This window comes from Bradyrhizobium sp. CCBAU 11386, assembly GCF_028128955.1.
Lineage (GTDB): Bacteria > Pseudomonadota > Alphaproteobacteria > Rhizobiales > Xanthobacteraceae > Bradyrhizobium.
In genome coordinates this window covers 10,122-30,454 of the sequence record NZ_LBKA01000021.1, presented here as the reverse complement: position 1 = coordinate 30,454, position 20,333 = coordinate 10,122, and the positions used below count along the sequence as shown (strand labels likewise).

Sequence of the window (20,333 nt, the reverse complement as noted above, 5' to 3'; positions counted from 1 at the left end):
TTCAAGAGGACGTATTTGGCTTTGGTCGGAGGCTTTCACGATCGAACCGAATGAGCCGTGCCTCTCAATGCCGGAATGCCGGCTTGGCCGGCCGCTTGCTGTTCGCGAAGGTTGGCACGGATCCCAAGACACAATCCCCAGAAGAGCCACATGTAGTTCCAATAATGCACTGTTAGGCCGGTTAGTGCGAACAACACCAATACGACCGTAAAGCCAGAACGAAGTTGTAGGAAGCGGGGGTCCAATAATGCGTTCCGCGGCGAGTTGGTCGAAGCAAGCGCTGCGATATTCGCAAGCAACAAGAGAGCGCTGGCGGGCACTCCGAAACGGAGTGCCAGCACAAGCCAGACCGTATCCGTGGTCGCATCGACGATGACGTCTCCAACAGAATTAAGTCCGTACCCGGCGAATGGCCGTTCGGCAATCTTGCTGAGAGCGCCGTCCCAGATCAGTAATCGAAAATATCCCGACGAGGGATCGAAGGTCATGTGCGAGATAATCCAGCGAATCGGATGCTCGCCAATGAGGAGAGCGATCGCCATCGCTGCTATGACGACGCACCAGAGGGCCGTCCAACGCCATGTGAATTGCCTCAGGAACTGGTCATAAAGGCGTACCCCGGCGCCGATTAGGAAGGAGAGCAGTGGGGCTGATGAAAGTGCAGACAGGCACCCGAGAAAGCAAAAGCCGCCCCAGCGCAGTTGCAAATTGGTCGTTGGTTGCGCAAAGAGAAAGAGCACGCCGCTAACGGCGCAGAACGCTCCGAATAGAATTGGATGGTCAAACAACGAGAGAGCTCTGACGATGCCGTCAAGGCGATAGTCCGCTTGTTCCGGGTGGCCGGCGAGCGTCTCATTCACAATCCATCTTCCGGCTAGTGTATCGGCAAAACCCGCAACGATAGCTATCGTAACGACAATTTTGAGTACTCCCATGAACGCATCTATCGCAGCCACCCCGAAGAACAGTCCTCTCGCAACGAAGTAGGCCCCGGCAAACTCAAGGCATTCCGCCCCTGCGGAAGACAGTGAATTTTGCGGGTCGACATAAGCCGCGGCGCCCATCAACCAGGCTGCGAGCGCACAGGCAAAGAAATCCGAGATGATGAGATTGCGCCCCTTTCCCAGCAATTTCGTGAGAGCCGGAATCATCAGCAGGATTATGCCAATGCGGCCGGCCGTCAGTTTCAAGCCGACATCCATTCGGAGGGCTACCTCCGGAACGACCGCTCCTATGAGGATAAGCCAAGCTGAAATCGTCCGTGATATCGGGCGTCTTTCTGGCTTGGGCGTTACGGTTTCGGCGCGCAATGGGGCCAGTCGGATGGTCGTGGCTGGCATATTTAGTTCCTTGAAAGTAATTGTTTGATATTATTAAATTCGGAGCGAAATGCAAAATAAAAATATCCACTGAAACTGTTGTTGTTGCAAATGGTTAGCCGGCCTTGCGTTTGCCCTGGGTGGCTCGTGTTGATTTTTTAATTTGAGATAATTCGGCGCGTTTGGTTATAATAGTGCAGAATATTTAAGTCGGGCGGTCGGCGCCGTGCGTGAAGACTTGCGTGCGAGTGCTTTGCGGCGGCGCTCCGAGGAATGGGAGGGATAACGCGTTGCAATCCAACACAGTGCCACCCAACACAGCCAACGTCGCCGAGGTCGCGATTGTCATTGTTGGCTTTCGCAATCCCGAGGACATAGTCGCATGCCTACGGGCGCTCTCGCATGCAACTGATCAACCAGGATTCGATATCTTCATTTGCGAGAATGGCGGTGTGGACGCGTTCGATCGGCTCAGCCGGGAGCTGGTTGAGGGGGCAGATCCTTGCTGTGCCGCGGAGGGTGCCCCGGTCGAATTGAGGGCGAGTCAGTTCTTCAAGATTCGGCAAATGCGCTTTCGGACGCGTTCCTCGCGTGTCTGGGTCGGCGCTGCCTGCGAAAATTTGGGATATGCAGGTGGTATCAACGCCTGGCTGAAGCCGCTTGCATCGCTTCGAGGTTGGAAGGGGATCTGGATCTTGAATCCCGATACCGAACCTGAGCCGGGCGCTCTTGCAGCTTTGGTCCAGAGGGCGGAGATCGGCAATAAGGGCATGGTGGGCAGTACCATCCTCGATCCAGGATGCGGGGACCTCATTCGCTTTCGGGGCGGGCTACAGTGGCAGCCGCTTGCCGCAAGGGCCGTTGCGCTGGGGCTCGGAGAACGAGTTGGCGTCCCTCATCAACTCACTGCCATCGAGGCCTCGATGGACAGTCCGTCGGGCGCGTCAATGTATGTGACGCGGTCGTGCATCCAACAGATCGGACCAATGGATGAAAGCTTTTTTCTATTTTTCGAGGACCTCGACTGGGGGCTGAAGGCCAAAGAATTCGGGCTCGGCTACGCAAGCGATTCGATCGTGGCGCACAAGCGCGGGACGACAACCGGATCCGCGAAGAGCTTGGGTGCATTACCGAAATTGTCGGTCTATCTGGAGCACCGCAACGCTATCCATTTCGTGCGCAAGCACTTCCCTCGGACGTTGCCGATACGGATCGTAGTTTCGTTGATGTGCGCGATCAGATTTCTGGGAGTCGGGGCGCCGAACAATTTTCTGACCGCGCTTCGGGGACTGGCGGCTGGATTGCGTGGTGAGACCGGGCGGCCGGTATGGCACCGCGACAAGTCATTCGATCCCAGTTTGCGATTGGACTGAAGGCGTCGCTGGACGAACGCTTTGACCGCCGATATTGGCGTCGCGGCGGTACTAGGAAGGGTGCTCAAGGTGCGTTCTTGAGTAGAACCACGTGAAGGTCGCGCCTGGCCGGGCCAGGCCTTGCGCAAAATCGCCGCCGTCACCGAGATATGGGTCGTAGTCGAACTGTCGCAAGAAATCGACCAGTTCACGTCCCGGGAATGCACACATCAGTGGGGGCGCGCATCGGCGCAGGGTCTCCTGAGACCCCTTCAGGATATCAAGCTCGGCGCCTTGCGCGTGGAGCTTAATCAGCATCGGGGACAAACGGAACGAGTCGAGGGTTCTGCATTGCACTGCGTGCTCCGTAACCGTCAGCCTGGTCTCATCAAAGCGAAACATGCGGCCGCGATCGCGTAGCCATTGCGTCGCTTCGTCCTGGCTGGTTGCGGCCATGCCATCGCAATCCCACCTTCCATATCGCGGGATAAAGAAGGTCAATTGTCCCGCCCGCTGCCCCAGCGCGCAATCATGAATCGTGACCCTGCGGTCGCCCTGATATCGCGAGATCAAGCGGGCGGCCGACCGGGGCTCCGGTTCGAAGGCGACAACGTCGCAATCTGGCCGCAGCCGCCTGAAGGCAGCGATGCTTTGTCCGCGATTGGCGCCGACGTCGATGATCAGTCCGCCTCCATTGCCAAGCCGGGAAACACCGCCGAATTCGGGTTTTGAGACGTAGCGCGCGACGAGGTCCTTGATGGCGAATCTAAGTTGCGCCGCGCCTGGAACACGGGCGTAGAGAAAACGTGCGAACGCCTTCGCGCTCTCAGGCTTCAATTCAATTGCCATGCTCATTCACGCGCCTTCTTGATGATCGGTCGGAGCGAGCCGAATTGAAGGTGACATTGAAATGCTGGTCGAAGCTAGTTGTTGTTCGGAGAGAATAATACTCTGTAAACGATCCCGGTCAGCGCTGAAACTCACATACGCGTTCCAAGTCCATGGATCGGCAATGGGCATATCCTGTTTTTCGAGGATCCTGACTGGGACGCGCCGAGAGACACCCGTCTCCACTATGCCCCATCCGCCTCAACGGTTGTGCGCTGACGGCGCGACCCCGCAGCGCAGCATTTCGGTTAACGGCTGCGGATGTCTTGTCAGATCGGCCGCCCGGTTACATCGTCCACATTGCCGCGCCAGACCGGCCGGTTCTTGCTGAATGCGGAGTAACCCCACTTTCCCCGGCCCATTCTATTGTTAGTGAAGGAAACGCCGGAGATTGATCCGCTGCCTTGCCTTCCGTCCGAATACACCGTGTAGCCGCCGCCGACGAGGCGGTTGTTGTCCACGACGATGTTCGAAATTGATCTGGACCAGTTGTCGATCATGACTGCCGACGTTTGGACGTGGTCATTAATGATCGTATTATTGAGGATACTGATATCGCTTCCGCCATCGATCTGCACGCCGTCATAATGAGGTGCTCCCGGAGCAGCGAGATCATGCACGTAATTGGCTTCGAACAAGAGGGGGCCCGTGACGTTGATGCCATTCTCCACACCGTGGATATTGCATCGCCGGACTGTTCCGTATCCATTGATGCCATTCGAGCCATCGGCGCCGTTCAGACCGAGCCCGTCGATCTCGCAGTTCTGGATAATTGGTGGTACACTCAAGTCCGCTGCGACATTGACGATGGCAAAGGCCGCAGCCGCGATCCTGCAGTTCTCGAGCGTGACGGCGCTGTGGTTGATCTGCACTGAGCCTGAAATGTCGAGCCCGCGAATAACCTGTCCGTCGCTGCTCGTAGTGACCGAGCCCGAGGGTTTCAGGCTCGGCTTCAGCTTCTCGACAACGCCGGTGCTGGTTTCGGCCGGATATTTCACGACGGCATCGCGCGAATCGGCGGCAAACACCATCTCCTCGGAAGGGATGCGATTCCCGAGAGAGGTCGACAGGCTGTCGACGTGACCGCGTCTGGCTCCATGAGCGGCATCGATCGCGGCTATCATAATCAGGAAGGCTCGCCGCGAGACCTGCAACATGGTCAAATCCTTCGCTTCACGTCCGGTCCTCGATATCTCGGAATGGCGAGTTGACCGATGGCAATTCCATGGAAACCGCCAACAACTGTATAAGCTAGTTCTACGTTGGAGCTCCGTCAATCGACAACGGGAAGTGTGTGCGCGCCATTCATTGCAGTCGATGCGCGTCAAAGGAGGTTGGGCGTTGCCAGGTCGGCTCGACGTCGCCAACCTAATAGTTGGTTTACGAGACGTCGAAGACGTTCGGAATTGCCTGTAGCTCCTCTCGCATAGAATGTGCCTCGCATCGCTTCCTCACGCGCTCTGCTTTTCAGCGTGTGGTGCGCCCGGCAACTCAAGTGACTCTGGAAGGCCTGGTCGCGAGGCCTTCGAGGTGAGACGGGCAAGCGGCCTGGTGATAAGCAACCAAAATGGCGTGTGCGCGCGGCGTCGCCTGCAGGTGACTTGCTTTGAGGAAGAGTCGCGAGCTGCGTGAATCAAGTTGTGATCTACGACATAGGTATAGGTGAGTAATACGTTGGTTTTAAACTGATCGGCGCAATTCGGATGAGTTAGCCGCGACGACACGCCAGCGATACAAATCTAACGGCGATCGATTAAATCGACGGCGGGCTCAATTGATTTGACCGTTGGGCAGACCTGAAACGTTCGTTTGCATGGGCGCTTTGTGATTCGACGTCTGTACTGCCGACACTCGCAGCAGCGTAGCTAAGGCCTTATGCGTGCACATATTAAACATTAAAATATTCACCTGTTTAAAATATCTGTGGTTTTGCGGTTGCTCGAATCGGGCGCGCGTTGCAGAAAAATGACCTTGTCGGGGCCGTGGTCCTGTCCAAAAAAAGCCGTGCCGGATCGTGCATTACCTCTCCGCGATTGGGGACCCCATTGCTTTACGGGCGAATGGGAATTCGAAGGCTTCGGATGTTGCTGCTCGCAATTTGTCGAAGCCGGTACAGATGAAACAAGGAGACTTGATTTGGCGACGACAACTGGATGGCCGGATGCGACGAACACTGGTGTGCCGGCAGGTGTAACTCTTACATCATCGGGCGACTTGGTTATCACCCAGGCCGGGACCGTTATCTCGGGGCTCGACATTAAAGGGACCGTCTATATCGACGCTCCGAATGTGACGATTGAAAACTGCAAGATCACTGCGGCGAGTTATTCGGTCGTGCAAGTCGCGCAGGGTGTGACGGGCGCTGTCGTCCAGAACTGCGAGATTAATGGCGTCGGCAGCAACAACGACGGCTCGTGCGGCATCAGCGGCCAAGGCACGTTCATCGGCAACAACATCTACAATGTCGAGAACGGAATCAATGTGCAGGGCAGCTCGGTCATCAAGGACAACTACATCCATGACCTAAATGCGTCCGGGTCGCCGCACTACGACGGCATCCAGATCGATGGCGGCTCGTCAAACGTGACCATCAGTCACAACACGGTCATCAACGATTACAACCAGACGTCGGCCATCATGATCGACAATTACTTCGGGCCGATCTCGAACATCAGCGTCGATAACAATCTGCTCGTCGGCGGCGGCTACACCGTCTATTCGGACGGTCAGTTCAGCGGCGGCTCGATCAACGGCGTGTCCTTCACGAACAATCACATGGGAGCCGGTCAGTGGGGTACGACCGATTTCAACAACAACACGCCGACATATACCGGCAACGTCAATGACGGCGCGACGCTGGCAGCGACGCTGAACACTTCGGCGAATGTCGGCTCACCGACGGCGCCGAGCCCAGCACCGAGCGCACCGGTGATTGCGTCCTGGACGCCGGACACCGGCATCACGGGCGACGGCATCACTGACGCCAACCAGATCACCCTGCACGGGACCGCCGCGGCGGGCAGCGCCGTCAAGGTCTATGACGGCTCGACCCAGATCGGGACGGCGACGGCCAACTCGAGCGGCAGCTGGGACTACATCACCTCGATCCTCACTGACGCCAAGCATACGCTTACGGCAACCGCGACCAACTCGTCGGGGCAGACCAGCGTGGCGTCGGCTACGCTGGCCGTGACCGTCGATACCAAGGCGCCGGGGGCGCCAACGATCTCCAGTGATACCGTCAACAACGCCAACCAGGTGGTGGCGTCCGGCAATGCCGAAGCGAACAGCACGATCAAGGTGTATGACGGAACGACGCAGGTCGGTACCGCAACGACCAACGCAAGCGGGGCGTGGAGCGTGACAACCACTGCTCTAGCTGCCGGTACACATGCTCTCACAGCGATGGCGACTGACGCCGCGGGCAACGTAAGCGCTGCGTCAGCGGCTTTTGATCCGGTCATCGGATCTTCCAGCTCGTCCGGGTCAGGTACGGGCGCGTCTGGTACGGGCACGTCTGGTACGGGGACGTCTGGTACGGGGACGTCTGGTACGGGGACGTCCGGCACGGGCACGTCTGGTACGGGCACAGGCGGCGGCGGTCAAAACCTGGTGACGAACGGCAGCTTCGAAACCGGTGACTATACTGGCTGGACGCTGGGAGGTAACTATAAGCCTCTGTCGTACGGAGACCAAACCTTCATCGTCACTGGTGCGGAAAGCGGTAATTTTGCAGCTGGCCTGGGTTCGGTCGGCTCGGACGGAACGCTCAGCCAGAACGTGCAGACCACGGCTGGCCAGCAGTACGTGGTCAGCTTCTGGCTGGCCAACCAGGGGTCGGGTCCCAATGATTTCACCGTGACGTGGAATGGCCAAACGATGTTGGCTTTGGCCGACAAGTCGGCGCAGGGCTACACCCAATATTCCTTCACAGCGACCGGAACAGCTGGCACCTCGCATCTCGAATTCGATGCCCGTCAAGACCAGGCCTACTGGAGCTTGGACAATGTTTCCGTCACGGCTGTTGGTTCTCAGCCGCAAGCCGGCTCGTCCGGGTCAGGTACGGGCACGTCTGGTACGGGCGCGTCCGGTACCGGCACGTCTGGTACGGTGGATACCACTGCACCCCACGCTCCGGTCCTGTTAAGCGATTCGACCAGTCATCATCGCGCGACGGTGACCGGAACGGCTGACGCGGGCAGCACCATCAAGCTCTACGAGGGGACGACCCTGCTTGGCACGGCGACGACAGGTGCCGACGGAAACTTCAGCGTGACGACCTCCGGCCTCAAAAACGGATCTCACACGTTCGTCGCAACAGCCACCGACGCTGCCGGCAACACCAGCGGCTTGTCGAATTCGATCGATCCCCCGATTGGCTCGCATAACGCCAATGGGATCTCAGCCAATGGGACCTCAACGGTAGAGGTCACCAACGTGCGTCAGCATTGGGATCACACTGCAACGATCAAGGGCACTGCCGATCCCAACAGCCAGATCAAGCTGTCCGATGGTACGTCGACCGCCGGTTCAGTCACGGCCGGGTCGGATGGCAAGTGGAGCTTCCACACCTCCGACCTGTCGGGCAAGACGCATGCCTTTACAGCTGACCAGGTTGACACGACCGGCCACGTGGTCGGGACCAGCTCGGGCGAGGCGATCATCGGCTCGGGCCACAGCAATACGCTGACCGGCACCACGGGCAACGACGTCATGGTCGGCAAAGCGGGCGCGGACACCTTCGTGTTTGCCTCGAGCTTCGGCCACGACGTCATCAAGGACTTCGCTGCCGGTGGCCCTGCGCATGACACGGTCCAGTTCAGCAAGAGCGTGTTCGACAGCTTTGCGAGCGTTCTTTCCCACGCGGCCCAATCAGGCCACGACGTCGTGATCGCGACGGGGAGCGACACGCTCACGCTGAAGAACACGCAGCTCGATAAGCTGAACAGCCACGACTTCCACTTCGCGTAGGGGACGGGCCAACCACACAGAGTAGTACTCAACAACTGCCTCGGGGATCTCTTGGCGGATCTTCCGAGGCATGTTTCAAGGGCGGGTGTCATGACTGACTTTGGACGGCGGGGGGTGATCCCCCCGCCTGCGAATCTTTATCGAATCCCACTTATGCATTTGTCAGGACTATGGTCGGCCGGACGGCTGTGGGCGGAAGACGCCGAACTGCGGCCGCCGCTTCTGATCAGCTGGGCAAGGCGCCCGGTCGAAGCCCTGCGGCAACGGATATTCGCTGGTCGATCCGGGCCGGAGAAGGACTATGACGAGCCGCAGTCAGAGATGTCGGCCTTCCTGCGGTCGTGCCGCCGGATCTTCTGGGCTCTTGCCGCATTCAGCGGCATGAGCAATCTCCTGATGCTGACCGGCTCGTTCTTCATGCTGCAGGTCTACGACCGAGTGCTGCCCGGGCGCAGCATACCAACGCTGGTTGCATTGATCGTGCTGGCGACCGTGCTTTACCTGTTTCAGGGCGGACTTGACCTCGTCAGGGGCAGGATCAGCGTGCGCGTCGGCCGGTATCTCGACGAAAAGCTGGGCGCTCGCATCTTCGACGCGCTCGTACGCATTCCTCTCAAGACGAAAGCCGATGGCGACGGCCTCCAGCCGCTGCGGGATCTCGACCAGGTTCGCGGATTCCTGTCCGGCGGAGGGCCGACGGCGTTGTTCGATCTGCCATGGATGCCGATTTATCTCGGCGTCTGCTTCCTCTTTCATTTCTGGATTGGCGTCACTGCGCTGGTCGGCGGAGTGGTTCTGATCGGCATTACCATGCTCGCTGAAGCCCGAACGCGGGGGCCGACAAAGGCCTCGTCGCGGCTGGCCGTGTCCCGAGCCGCCCTCGCCCTCGAGGGGCGACGAAATGCCGAAGTTCTGCACGCCATGGGCATGCGGCGACAGGCGGCTTTGCGTTGGCGTGAGGTCAATGCAAAGTACCTCGCCGCCCACGAAGGGGCCAGCGATGTCGCAAACAGTCTGGGCGGCGCTTCCAAGGTTTTCCGGTCAATCTTGCAGTCGCTGGTTCTCGCCGTTGGAGCCGTCCTCGTTATCAATCAGGAATCGACCGCCGGCATCATTATTGCCGGTTCGATCCTGACGGCGCGGGCGCTCGCGCCCGTCGAAATGGCGATTGCGAACTGGAAGGGCTTCGTCGCCGCGCGCCACTCGGGACAACGACTGGACCAACTGCTGAAGCTTCTGCCCGCCGAAGAGGAACCGCTGGCGCTACCCGCACCGGTGGAAACTCTTTCGGTCGAGCAGCTCTATGTCGGTGCACCAAATGCTCAGAGACCGACCCTCAGCGAGGTTTCGTTCCAACTGCGAAGAGGGCAGGCCGTCGGAATCATCGGTCCGAGCGGATCGGGCAAATCGACCCTGGCGCGGGCGCTTGTCGGGGTGTGGCCTTGCGTTCGCGGCAGGATCAGACTCGACAATGCTGCGCTGGATCATTGGTCTTCGAACGCCCTTGGGAAGCACATCGGCTATCTGCCGCAGGACGTCGAACTGTTCGACGGCAGCATTGCGATGAACATTGCCCGGTTCGATCCGCAGGCCACTGCCGCCACGGTTCTGGAAGCCTCACATGCCGCGGGCGCGCACGACCTCATCCTCTCCCTTCCGGACGGCTACAGCACGAAGATTGGCGAGGGAGGGTTGGCGCTGTCGGCGGGTCAGCGGCAGCGTATAGGGCTCGCGCGCGCCTTTTACGGAAAGCCCTTCCTGGTCGTACTTGATGAGCCCTCGTCCAATCTTGACGCCGAGGGCGAGGAAGCCTTGACCGAGGCGATCCAGAACGTGCGCCGCCGGGGGGGGATTGTCGCCGTTATCGCGCATCGTCCGAAGGCGCTGGAGGGTGTGGACCACGTCTTGTGCCTCGGGGAAGGCAGGGTTCAGTCCTTCGGAAAGAGAGAGGAGGTCCTCAAGAAAGTGTTGCGAAATCCCGTACCGCTCAAGGTCGTCGCGGAAGCTCAAGGAGGCAGCCGATGAACGGCCAGGTGGCACCGGCGATGCAATCCATCCAGCGTTACATGATCGTCGGTATGATCATGTTCGCTTTGGTGACCTTTGGGGTCGGCGGCTGGGCGACAACGACCCAATTGTCGGGCGCCGTGATCGCCCAAGGCGTGGTCGTGGTGGATTCGAGCGTCAAGAAAGTTCAGCACGCCACTGGTGGGATCGTGGGCGAGTTGCGCGTGCGGCAAGGCGACCGGGTCAATGCAGGGGACATTTTGATCCGCCTCGACGAGACGCAGACGCTCGCGAATGCGACCATCGTCACCAACAGCATCGATGAGCTGTTCGCGCGGCAAGCTCGTCTCGAGGCCGAGCGCGATGGCGCCGAGCAGGTTATGTTTCCCAAGGTGCTGCTCGACCGTGCCAAGGAGAGCAACTCCGAGGCGAGCCGTGCAATCACCGCGGAGCGGAAGCTGTTCGACCTGCGTCGTCAGGCGAGGAGCGGCCAAAAAGCGCAGTTGCAGGAGAAAAGCGCGCAACTGGAAAATGAGATCAAGGGCTATACGGGGCAGACCGAGGCCAAGCAGAAGGAAGTCGATTTCATCCGCCAGGAGCTGGAAGGCGTGCGCAGTCTCTGGCAAAAAAATCTGGTGCCGATCACGCGGCTCAATTCCCTCGAGCGCGATGCCGCCCGCCTTGAAGGCGAGCGCAGCCAGCTGGCAGGAATGATTGCTCAGTCGAAGGGCAAGATCTCCGAAATCGGACTCCAGATCATTCAGATCGACCAGGACCTGCGGACGGAAGTCGGCAAGGACCTGATTGAAACGCGCTCGAAACTCTCCGAGCTGGGCGAGCGCAAAACTGCGGCGGTCGATCAATTGAATCGGGTCGATATCAGGGCACCGCAATCCGGCCGCGTCCATGAGCTCAGCGTCCACACGGTTGGGGGGGTCATCTCTCCCGGCGAGCAGATCATGCTAATCGTGCCCGACGCGGACTCGCTTGCGGTCGAGGTCAAGATCGCACCGCGCGATATCGACCAGGTCTATATGGGGCAGGCCGCGACAATGCGGTTCGCTGCGTTCAACCAGAAGACCACGCCCGAAATCGACGGGGAGGTCAGCATGGTCTCGGCAGACATTACACAGGATCAGCGAGCCGGCACGAGCTACTACACTGGTCGCGTCCTGTTGAAGCCGGAGGAACTGGCAAAGCTCGGTTCGGCCAAGCTACTGCCCGGCATGCCGGTCGAGGTCTTCATCAAGACGGCCGGCCGGACGGCGCTGTCCTATCTGCTCAAGCCGCTGCACGATCAGGCGGAGCGCGCGTTCAAGGAGCGCTGAGCTCGATCGGCACAGTCAGCTCGTGCGCGAGGTGACCTCCGTCTCGGCTGTCAGTCCAACGGTCGAGCCCCGAAGGGTTCTGCCGGCCCCATCCTTGCGGAAGACGCACCTGGTTGCGTCCTCCTCCGCGGAGACGATCACGCCGGCGCCTAGTCCGGTTTGCGCCGACGGCGCTTGATCATCCAGTAGGCGCCATAGGCAACCGCGGCGAAGGACAGGCCAGCGCCCGCGAGGGGCCCCGGTGCGCCCTGAGCTGTGCCCTGGCCAACGTAGGTGTAGGATTGGTCAGGAGGAAAGAACAGAGTGGCCGTGAAATAGACGCCGGCCGGCACCGCTGCTGCCATTGTAAGGAAAATGGCAAGAACCCATCCAGGTAACGTCATATTTTCTTCCTTTCGACGGTCGCTGCCATCCAGGTTAGATAATAAATGTCATATCTTTAAATTAATAATCGACAAATTAAATCCTATGTCAACTTCAATCTTAGATTATACCTCGTCTAAGCGCTACCCGCGACAAGATGACGCCGCACGCATCAAAGACGCGGCGCCTAGCCGCATTGTCGCCAACTTCCGAAATTGGTCGTGGCGTATCAGGCGGGACGATCTTGAAGTTCGGTCCATGGGAGTTGTTCTGCATTGCAGGACAAGCTCTCCGCGACGTCGATGACGGGAGGGATCTGTCTAATCAATCCAAGCTCGCGAAGAAATCTGGACAACAGATAATGCAGCACTGTCCTGGCTATTGGTTGTCGCGTGTACACTTCGCCGCGAAACACGACGAACGAGCGATCCGCGCCGGTCGCGAGATGTCGAACGAGATTCCCGTTCGATCCATCGGGAGTGAGCTGTGCGACCTGCAGTTGGCATGACGCTCTGGTGGCTCGGATGATCGGCGTGTTAGCCGCTATCCTCTCGGTCACCGCGACGTCGAACTTATTTCGTTCGAGGAACCTAACAATATCCTCCCGTAGATAGTCTGGATTCTCGAAAGGCATCACTGCCTTCCATCCAATGGCCAGCAAAGCCGCTGCCGCCATGAACCACCTAAATGTGCTGGAAGAGTTCACGCCTCACCCCTAGCGCGCAGAATCCGACCATCAGGGCCAAAATGATTGTGTTTGCGATCGCGGCGCCCCAGGAACTATGAAACATGGCGTAGTGCCACTGACTCAGCCCCATAAAGCTCATGCGGGTAACATTCACCGCGACGACGGAGAGGCAGGCCATCAGCGACCAGAATAGATCGTGAGCAGAGTTCTTGTGGCAGACCAGTTGGCTCATCGTAACCCAGCACAGAAGTGCAAGCGACACATTTGCGATCGAAGAACACCCTGGCAGGATGACCAGGACGCCCGAACCGTCGGCAAATTCAACGATGTCCCCGGTCCGGCGCGTGCGCAGCATCGAACCAACGAGCGATGCGTCGATCCGTAATATTGGCTCGGCAAAAAAATGAAACAGTAACCGGCTCCAAAGCATGGGTACCGTCGTAGCCAGCAATATCAAGGCGCCGCGCCGCGACGATGAGACTTCGGTGCTGCTGATGATGTAGAGGCTGAGCGCAGCTACTGCCAGCCAGCTGAGGGGGCCGATTGGTAAAATGACGAGCAGCACAAAGGCCGCTCCCAGGGAGAGTTCTGAAGAACGAATCCCAATCGTTCGATCTTGAAGAACGAGAGAGACGCCTGCAGCACACGATACCCAAACAACTACACTGATCTCAAAGGTGCCGAGAAGCGCATCCACCCAGCCAAGCCGGTGGATCCACTGAATGGCACGGGATGCTAGGCCGCTCGCGCAGCCGAGAGCGAGTAGTCCCGCAAAGAATTCACCGCGCGTTAGTTCCTTTGCCAATCGCGATATCGAACCGCGATCAATCGGATTATCCAGCGCAGTCACGATCTAATGCCTCGTGCCACTTCAACCCCGCAAAAAGGTTCGGACAATGGGAGTTGAAATCGAGAGATTTTTTTTCATGGTATCACCGTCTGGATATTAGATTGAAATTTACGGTTGCATTAAGATGCATATTTAATAAGATAACCAATAATTTAATATTTGGATATATCTTGGGAGTAAAAAAATGGAACGCTTCCGCGATATCGAGTTCGTCGGTGAAATCGAATGGGACGGCAAGGCCCTCTTGATCCAGGCGGCGACCGAATTTGGACACGTGCCATGTAGAATTCCTCGTGAGACGATTCACGCGCTTTCGCTCTATTCGGACGCCATTGAACGTGAGATCCGCTTGGAGCGGCACCTGATCCTGGAACGGCTCGCCCCCGCACTGCGTGCAAAAATCTCTACTCTGACAGCGGGTAAGCCGGTCGAACTGTGGCCGTGGGAGGTCAACGGCACGCGGCCTCAGGCGGTCGCGATTGCGCCAGCCATAGCGCTGGAGCTGCCCATGCAGGATGACACCGAAAAGCAGCAACCGTCATGAGTATGACCTGTCGCTCGGGTTTGCCGATTTGCGCGACGTGCCAGTGAATTGTTCTGCGGACTCGAATGGCCGGTGGTGCCTATGGATACTGACGTGGCAATCGGTGCCGGCCCGTACGGGTTGGCGCTTGCGGCCCATTTTGCGCGCCGCGGGGGTCGATCACGCGATTTTTGGGCGTCCTATGGAGCTGTGGCGGCGTCACATGCCTGAAGGCATGTTGTTGAAGTCCGATGGCTTCGCTTCCAATCTCTACGATCCTGAATGAACTGCCGCTGTCGCGATTCTGTAAGGAACGCTCAAATACAGCGACGATCGAACGCCCGTCCAGCTGACGACTTTCATCGAGTACGGGATGGCATTCAGTGAGCGCTTCGCGAGACCTGGAGGAAACGACCGTCCGCTCGGTTCGCCGACATGGCAGTGGATTCGCGTTCAACCTCGAGAATGGAGCCACGGTGCGGGCCCGGTGCATCGTGGCGGCAACAGGCGTTGGCCACTTTCGCTATGTCCCACCCCCGCTGGACGAATTCCCTGCGGAAATGGTTTCGCACAGCTATGATCATTGTGATCTCAGCCGTCTTGTAGGCCGTCGCGTTGCCGTAATCGGTGGAGGAGCATCGGCCATCGATCATTCGGCACTACTCAAGACGCGCGGTTGCGACGTCACATTGATCTGCCGGCGTCAAAACCTGATATTCGCGAACCCGCCTTCGGCTGCCAAACGATCGTTGTGGAGACGCTTCAGGCATCCCCGTTCTGGCCTCGGCAAGCCTAATTTAGCGCTCTCGCAAGCCGTCATGCCCGTACCTAATAAGCGGCGACAGGAGATAACTTAGAACACTTCGTGATCCGGTCTTAATTTCGACTGTGACGGCCATTCCGGGCGTCAAGTTGATCAATTTGTCATCAATTTGCATTTGCGAGCGATCCAGTGAAACTCGCGCGGCGAAGCTTAGGTCCTGATCCCTTGGTTCGCTCGACGTGCTATCGGCACCCGGAGATTTTTCGCTCGCCCGATCAACTGGTTTGTTGCGGACGATCGCATCGTGCGACACGCTCAGAACGTCGCCGTGGAGAAGCCCGTATTTGGTGAAATTGAACGTATCGACCTTGATCTCAGCGGGTTGCCCAGGCTGAACGAACCCGACGTCACGGTTGGAGATCATTGCCTCAATTTCAAGGCGATCGTCAGACGGCACCAATGCCAAAAGGACCTGTGCGGGCGTCACCACGCCGCCGACGGTATGGATCGCAAGCTGCTGAACCGTCCCTGTGATCGGCGCCGTCAAATATTGTGCATTGATCTTCTGCTGGCTCTTTGCGACATCATGAATAAGCCCGTCCGCCTTACGCTCAGCCTCAGCGAGTTGACCGAACAACGTACGGTCGAACTCCGCCACAGCCTGCGTTCGGGCCTCTGCCAGCGCAGCCACGCTCGCGTCAGCCTCGCGCAAATGACTTTTCTGCACGACCAGTTCTCGCTGCTGCTCAACCAGTAGCTGCATTATCTCGAGATACTGAAATTTGGAGGTGTATTCCCGATCTGACGAAGCTTTGCGGATGTCGGCCCTTTGCTGAATGATTGGAATGACCGTCGAGAGCTTATCGATTGTGGCTTGAATTGTGGCTCGCTCCGCCTCCTTCTGGTCGCGCTGTCGTTCGAGGACGGCGATTTTGGCCCGGTATTCTGCGATCTGCTTCATCAAATAGTTTTGCTGCATAACCACCTGATCGGGCGGCGCAGCGGCGGGTGGATGGAATGCCTCGATCGGACTGTCGAGGTTCGACAGACCTGCACGCAGGCGGGCGATTTCGAGCTGCGCAGCGGTGAGATCCGCCTGCAGGTGGTCGCGCTCGGATTCATTAATTTTCGGATCCAGCTCGATCAGGACGTCTCCCGCTTTGACTGTTTGCCCGTCGCGAACATGAATGGCCTTAACCATCCCGATTTCGAAGGGCTGGACGAGCTTGGTGCCTTCTGACGGAATTATCTTGCCTGGCGCTGACGCGACGATGTCAATTTGTCCGAGAGCCGCCCACGCCAATGCAAAGCAAAATATTGCGATGATCGTCATGGCGACAGCCCTGCCAGCGGGGGAAGCCGGAGTTTCGACGATCTCCAGCGCGGCCGGCAGAAAGGCGGTTTCCTGCGCGCTCGCACGACCCCTTGCTTTTGGAAACGCGATGATCTTGTTAGCCGACTTCATAGATGCCTGCCTGAAGTCGATAGAGCATGGCGTAACGACCACCGGAGCGAATTAACTCGTCGTGAGTTCCGTCCTCGACGACACGACCACGTTCGATGGTGATGATGCGGTTTGCGCGGCGCACCGTCGAAAGACGGTGGGCGATGATCAGCGCAGTGCGTCCTTCGACGATCTTCCGCATGTTGTTTTGGATGAGCTGTTCGCTCTCGTAGTCAAGCGAGCTGGTTGCCTCGTCGAAGATCAGTATCCGCGGATTCCCAACTAGCGCCCGCGCAATCGCGATCCGCTGGCGCTGGCCTCCGGAGAGGCTGCTGCCGCGCTCGCCCACAGTCGTGTCATAGCCTTCTGGCAGCTCCAGAATGAATTCGTGGGCGCCAGCAAGGGTTGCGGCTGCAACGACTCTTTCCATCGACATCGCTGGATCAGCCAGCGCAATGTTCGCACGAACCGAGGCGTTGAAAAGGACGTTTTCCTGCAGCACTACGCCGATTTGTCGTCGCAGCCAAGCTGGATCGACCACGGCGAGGTCGCTCCCATCAACAAGGACTTTTCCACTTTCTGGGACATAAAGTCGCTGAACGAGCTTGGCGACAGTACTCTTCCCCGATCCTGATGGACCAACAATCCCCACGATCTGTCCAGCGGGCACATCGAAATCAATATCGTGCAAGACTTCGGCCCCGTCGACGCGATAGCGGAACGTTACATGCTCGAACCTGATAGAGCCGATTGCAGTTGGAAGGGTCGATCTCGAGACGTTATAGGTTTGCTCGGGAGGCGTATTCAAAATATCGCCCAATCTGGCCACCGATAGCCGGGCCTGATGAAAATCCTGCCAGATCTGAGCCAGTCGCAACACGGGCTGGCTCACCCTTCCTGATAGCATATTGAAGGCGACCAGCTCTCCCACGCTGAGACTTCCATCGATCACCAGGCGGGCGCCGAAGTAAAGCGTCAATGCGGTAGCCAGTTTGCTAACGAGCTGAACGCCATGGCTTGCGACATTGCCCAGACTGGTGACGCGGAAGCTGGCGGTGACGTAGCCGGCAAGTTGCTCTTCCCATCGGCGCTGCATCTGCGGCTCAACCGCCATGGACTTGAGTGTTTCTACGCCTGTCACAGCCTCGACCAGAAAAGCCTGGTTCTCGGCGCCGCGTCTGAACTTTTCATCCAGTCGTTTCCGGAAGATCGGCGTCGCGACCGCCGACACCGCGATGTAAAATGGAAAAGACGCAATGATGATCCAGGACAGCAGACTAGAGTAGACGAACATCACTGCAATAAACACGATGGTGAAAAACAGGTCTATGACGAGCGTCAAGGCCGAACCGGTCAGGAAGTTGCGGATGTTTTCGAGCTCGCGCACGCGCGCAACAGAATCCCCGACACGACGCGCCTGGAAATAGGCGATCGGCAACGCGAGCAGATGACGGAACAGCCTCGCTCCCAGTTCGACGTCAATGCGGTTGGTGGTGTGGGCGAAAACATAGGTTCGCAGGGCGCCAAGTACGGTTTCGAATATCGCGATCGCGCTGAACGCAACAATCAATAGATCAAGCGTGCTGATGCTACGATGTACGAGCACTTTGTCGATCACCACCTGGAAGATGAGCGGCGTCGCGAGCGCGAACAGCTGCAAAAAAAACGACGCAACGAAAACCTCGCCGAGGAGACCGCGGTATTTTACGATCGCACCGAGAAACCAGGTGATATCGAAGCGCCGCGCCAAATCCACCAACCCTGCCCGGCGCGCAACCATAACGATTCGGCCGTCCCATACAGCTTCCAACTCGGCTTGCGTCATTAGCTGTGGTCGCTGAGCCAACGGCGCCTGCACCAAAACCTTGCCGTCTGCTGCCTTGCCGAACAGCACGAACCCGCCATCGCGCAATACCGCAATTCCCGGCAAGGGCGTCGTTGCGAGCCGCTCGAAAGTGGTCTTAAAAACGCGGGCCTTGAGCCCCCTCTGCTTTGCGTAGCGAAGCATTTCCGGTACGCCTATCGGGATTTCTCCGAAACTATGACGCACCTGCTCCGGATCTACTCCGATCCCGAGAAGCTGAAGCAGACCCGTCAGGACAATCAGGCCCTGATCGACCGTGCGCGGGCTTTCGATCTCGGATGACACATCAACCCTCTTCTAATACGCAAACCAAATCCAACAGACTGATCCCCAGCTGTCGATCTCCGTCCCGCTCGGCCATAAAGCATCCTCAAACAACGGGTTGGGTCAGTATCGGGTTTTGCGCGGTCAAGGCTGGCGGAGGATCGACGATGTTGGTCCCACCGTGCCCATCGCTGCTAGCCACAAACATCGAAGCTATATAGTTGCCCAGCAGCGCGATGTTTGCCGATCCGACCGTTAGAAGGCCGCCAGCCGGGCCTGATGTATTCGGCTGATAGCCAACGGTCATACCCGCAGTGTAGGCAATGTCGGCAAGGTCCAGCGCATTGCCGGTAGCCAGCCCCGATATTGTCCCAGTGTAACTCTTCGCAGCATCGAGCTGCAGAGTGCCTGTCGAACCGGAGGCAAACGCGATGTTTTCAGCCGAGGCGCCAAACAGCTCAAGGGTCTGCGTGCCGCTGATTGTGGCACTGGTTGCATTGGTGGTGACCGTGCCGATCTTGAGTGTCAGATCTGCGGCGGCCCCCGCAAGGCTAGCGTTGTTGCCCGCAAGGTCTTGGATTGCGCCTGACGCGGGTAATTCAATGCCAATGACTTGGAGGTCCGGGGTTCCCTGACCATTGGGTACCTTGTAGTTGAAGACCAGGGAATTTGTGCCCGAGCCGCTGGCGTAGGTTGCCGTGCCACCGTCGTTCAGCAGTAACATCGGATTGCTTGTGCCGTTTGCGACCGTCACATTCTCGCTCATATTCAGATTGATCTTGACCGTCTGCCCGGTCGTAATTGTTCCTTGGCTCGGGGACGCAACGACGCTGATTACGAGGGGCATAGTCGTATCGATCTTAAGGGTTCCTGTTGGATTTACAGGATTGGTCGCTGTGATGCCGGTGAGGTTGGCAATGTTGCCGGCTCCGTCTTGAATCGTAGCTCCCTGGAAGCCAATCACCTGCAAGTCGGATGTGTTTTGTCCAGCGGCGACGGTGTACCTAAAGTTCAGGGCGCTACTGCCGGAGCCGCTCACGTAAGTTGCTGTCCCACCGTCATTCAGGCTTAAGGTGGGCGTGCTGCTGCCGATCGCCACGACCCCACTGAAATTGGCCGTGAGGTTCACTGTCTTGCCAGCGTTGAGATTTGCGGTGGCCGGCGTGGCGACAATGCCAGTTAGTGTCGGTGCAAGCGTGTCGACCGTCGCCGTCACCGCAGACGTGGTCGTGGTGTTGCCCGCATTGTCAGTGACCTTGGCGGTAAAGCTGTGGCTGCCGTCAAGAAGCGCAGCCGTCGTGTAACTCCAGTTGCCCGAGCTGATGGTCGCCGGACCCAGCGGGGTGGCGCCGTCATAGACCTGCACCGAACTGACCCCATTGGCATCGCTCACCGTGCCTGACAGGCCCAGGGTGTTGTCCTTGGTCGTGCCGCCACTCGTGATGGTGGCGGTCGCGCCCGTATCCGTGGTGATCGTCGTGCTGATCGCCGCGGTCGGCGGCGTCGTGTCGACCGTCGCCGTCACCGCAGACGTCGTCGTGGTGTTGCCCGCATTGTCAGTCGCCTTGGCGGTGAAGCTGTGGCTGCCGTCAAGAAGCGCAGCCGTCGTGTAACTCCAGCCGCCGGCAACAAGCGGCGTCGCCATATCCGTTTGAATCTGTGATTGGGTAATCGCGTGATCGGCAATCCGGAGATCGTCGATGCGACCA

Annotated in this window: 15 protein-coding genes; 6 read left to right on the top strand and 9 right to left on the bottom strand. The window is 58.4% G+C overall.

What is annotated here, in order from left to right; translation table 11 throughout:
• Nucleotides 1-35 precede the first annotated feature (35 nt).
• Nucleotides 36-1,190: an O-antigen ligase family protein gene (locus XI09_RS05680; RefSeq protein ID WP_271565990.1), complete on the bottom strand. Its 1,155-nt coding sequence runs from the start codon at nt 1,188-1,190 to the stop codon at nt 36-38.
• A 419-nt stretch (nt 1,191-1,609) separates the two neighbouring features.
• On the opposite strand from XI09_RS05680, the gene XI09_RS05675 reads away from it, so the two are divergent.
• Nucleotides 1,610-2,692, top strand: coding sequence for a glycosyltransferase family 2 protein (locus tag XI09_RS05675; RefSeq protein WP_271565989.1), 1,083 nt, complete (start codon nt 1,610-1,612; stop codon nt 2,690-2,692).
• 51 nt (nt 2,693-2,743) lie between these two features.
• On the opposite strand, the gene XI09_RS05670 is transcribed toward XI09_RS05675, so the two are convergent.
• Together XI09_RS05670 and XI09_RS05665 are read right to left on the bottom strand one after the other, a co-directional pair.
• The gene (locus XI09_RS05670; protein WP_271565988.1) at nt 2,744-3,526 is read right to left on the bottom strand and encodes an FkbM family methyltransferase; all 783 of its coding nucleotides are present in this window, start codon (nt 3,524-3,526) and stop codon (nt 2,744-2,746) included.
• Between the two features lie 302 nt (nt 3,527-3,828).
• Entirely contained in the window at nt 3,829-4,716 is an 888-nt protein-coding gene (locus XI09_RS05665) for a right-handed parallel beta-helix repeat-containing protein (RefSeq protein WP_271565987.1), read from the bottom strand.
• Between the two features lie 979 nt (nt 4,717-5,695).
• Between XI09_RS05665 and XI09_RS05660 the strand changes: the two genes are divergently transcribed.
• The 3 genes from XI09_RS05660 (at nt 5,696) to XI09_RS05650 (ending at nt 11,865) form a co-directional block, all read left to right on the top strand.
• A complete protein-coding gene (locus XI09_RS05660) occupies nt 5,696-8,530 on the top strand; it encodes an Ig-like domain-containing protein (protein ID WP_271565986.1) in 2,835 nt (944 codons plus the stop codon).
• A 90-nt stretch (nt 8,531-8,620) separates the two neighbouring features.
• Nucleotides 8,621-10,555 carry a type I secretion system permease/ATPase gene (locus XI09_RS05655; protein WP_271565985.1) on the top strand — a complete coding sequence of 645 codons (1,935 nt, stop codon included), beginning with the start codon at nt 8,621-8,623 and terminating at the stop codon, nt 10,553-10,555.
• A complete protein-coding gene (locus XI09_RS05650) occupies nt 10,552-11,865 on the top strand; it encodes an HlyD family type I secretion periplasmic adaptor subunit (RefSeq protein ID WP_271565993.1) in 1,314 nt (437 codons plus the stop codon). The genes XI09_RS05655 and XI09_RS05650 overlap by 4 nt, the downstream gene beginning before the upstream one ends.
• Before the next feature lie 149 nt (nt 11,866-12,014).
• Here XI09_RS05650 and XI09_RS05645 read toward each other — a convergent pair whose 3' ends face one another.
• From XI09_RS05645 to XI09_RS05635, 3 genes are all read right to left on the bottom strand, one after another.
• A complete protein-coding gene (locus XI09_RS05645) occupies nt 12,015-12,248 on the bottom strand; it encodes a hypothetical protein (RefSeq protein WP_271565984.1) in 234 nt (77 codons plus the stop codon).
• A gap of 209 nt (nt 12,249-12,457) precedes the next feature.
• Entirely contained in the window at nt 12,458-12,934 is a 477-nt protein-coding gene (locus XI09_RS05640) for a hypothetical protein (RefSeq protein ID WP_271565983.1), read from the bottom strand.
• Complete coding sequence (locus XI09_RS05635) at nt 12,912-13,766, bottom strand: hypothetical protein (RefSeq protein ID WP_271565982.1); 855 nt, start codon at nt 13,764-13,766, stop codon at nt 12,912-12,914. Before XI09_RS05635 ends, XI09_RS05640 begins: the two co-directional genes overlap by 23 nt.
• 184 nt (nt 13,767-13,950) lie before the next feature.
• Between XI09_RS05635 and XI09_RS05630 the strand changes: the two genes are divergently transcribed.
• Nucleotides 13,951-14,310 carry a hypothetical protein gene (locus XI09_RS05630; RefSeq protein WP_271565981.1) on the top strand — a complete coding sequence of 120 codons (360 nt, stop codon included), beginning with the start codon at nt 13,951-13,953 and terminating at the stop codon, nt 14,308-14,310.
• A 362-nt stretch (nt 14,311-14,672) separates the two neighbouring features.
• Entirely contained in the window at nt 14,673-15,146 is a 474-nt protein-coding gene (locus XI09_RS46010; protein ID WP_442869533.1) for an NAD(P)-binding domain-containing protein, read from the top strand.
• Here XI09_RS46010 and XI09_RS05625 read toward each other — a convergent pair.
• The 3 genes from XI09_RS05625 to XI09_RS05615 all read right to left on the bottom strand — a co-directional run.
• Nucleotides 15,087-16,517 carry an HlyD family type I secretion periplasmic adaptor subunit gene (locus tag XI09_RS05625; RefSeq protein WP_271565980.1) on the bottom strand — a complete coding sequence of 477 codons (1,431 nt, stop codon included), beginning with the start codon at nt 16,515-16,517 and terminating at the stop codon, nt 15,087-15,089. The genes XI09_RS46010 and XI09_RS05625 overlap by 60 nt on opposite strands.
• Nucleotides 16,504-18,633, bottom strand: a complete 2,130-nt coding sequence (locus XI09_RS05620) for a type I secretion system permease/ATPase (RefSeq protein WP_442869534.1) — start codon at nt 18,631-18,633, stop codon at nt 16,504-16,506. Before XI09_RS05620 ends, XI09_RS05625 begins: the two co-directional genes overlap by 14 nt.
• A 97-nt stretch (nt 18,634-18,730) precedes the next feature.
• Nucleotides 18,731-20,333: Ig-like domain-containing protein (locus XI09_RS05615; protein WP_271565978.1), on the bottom strand; the 1,603-nt coding region annotated here is incomplete at its 5' end.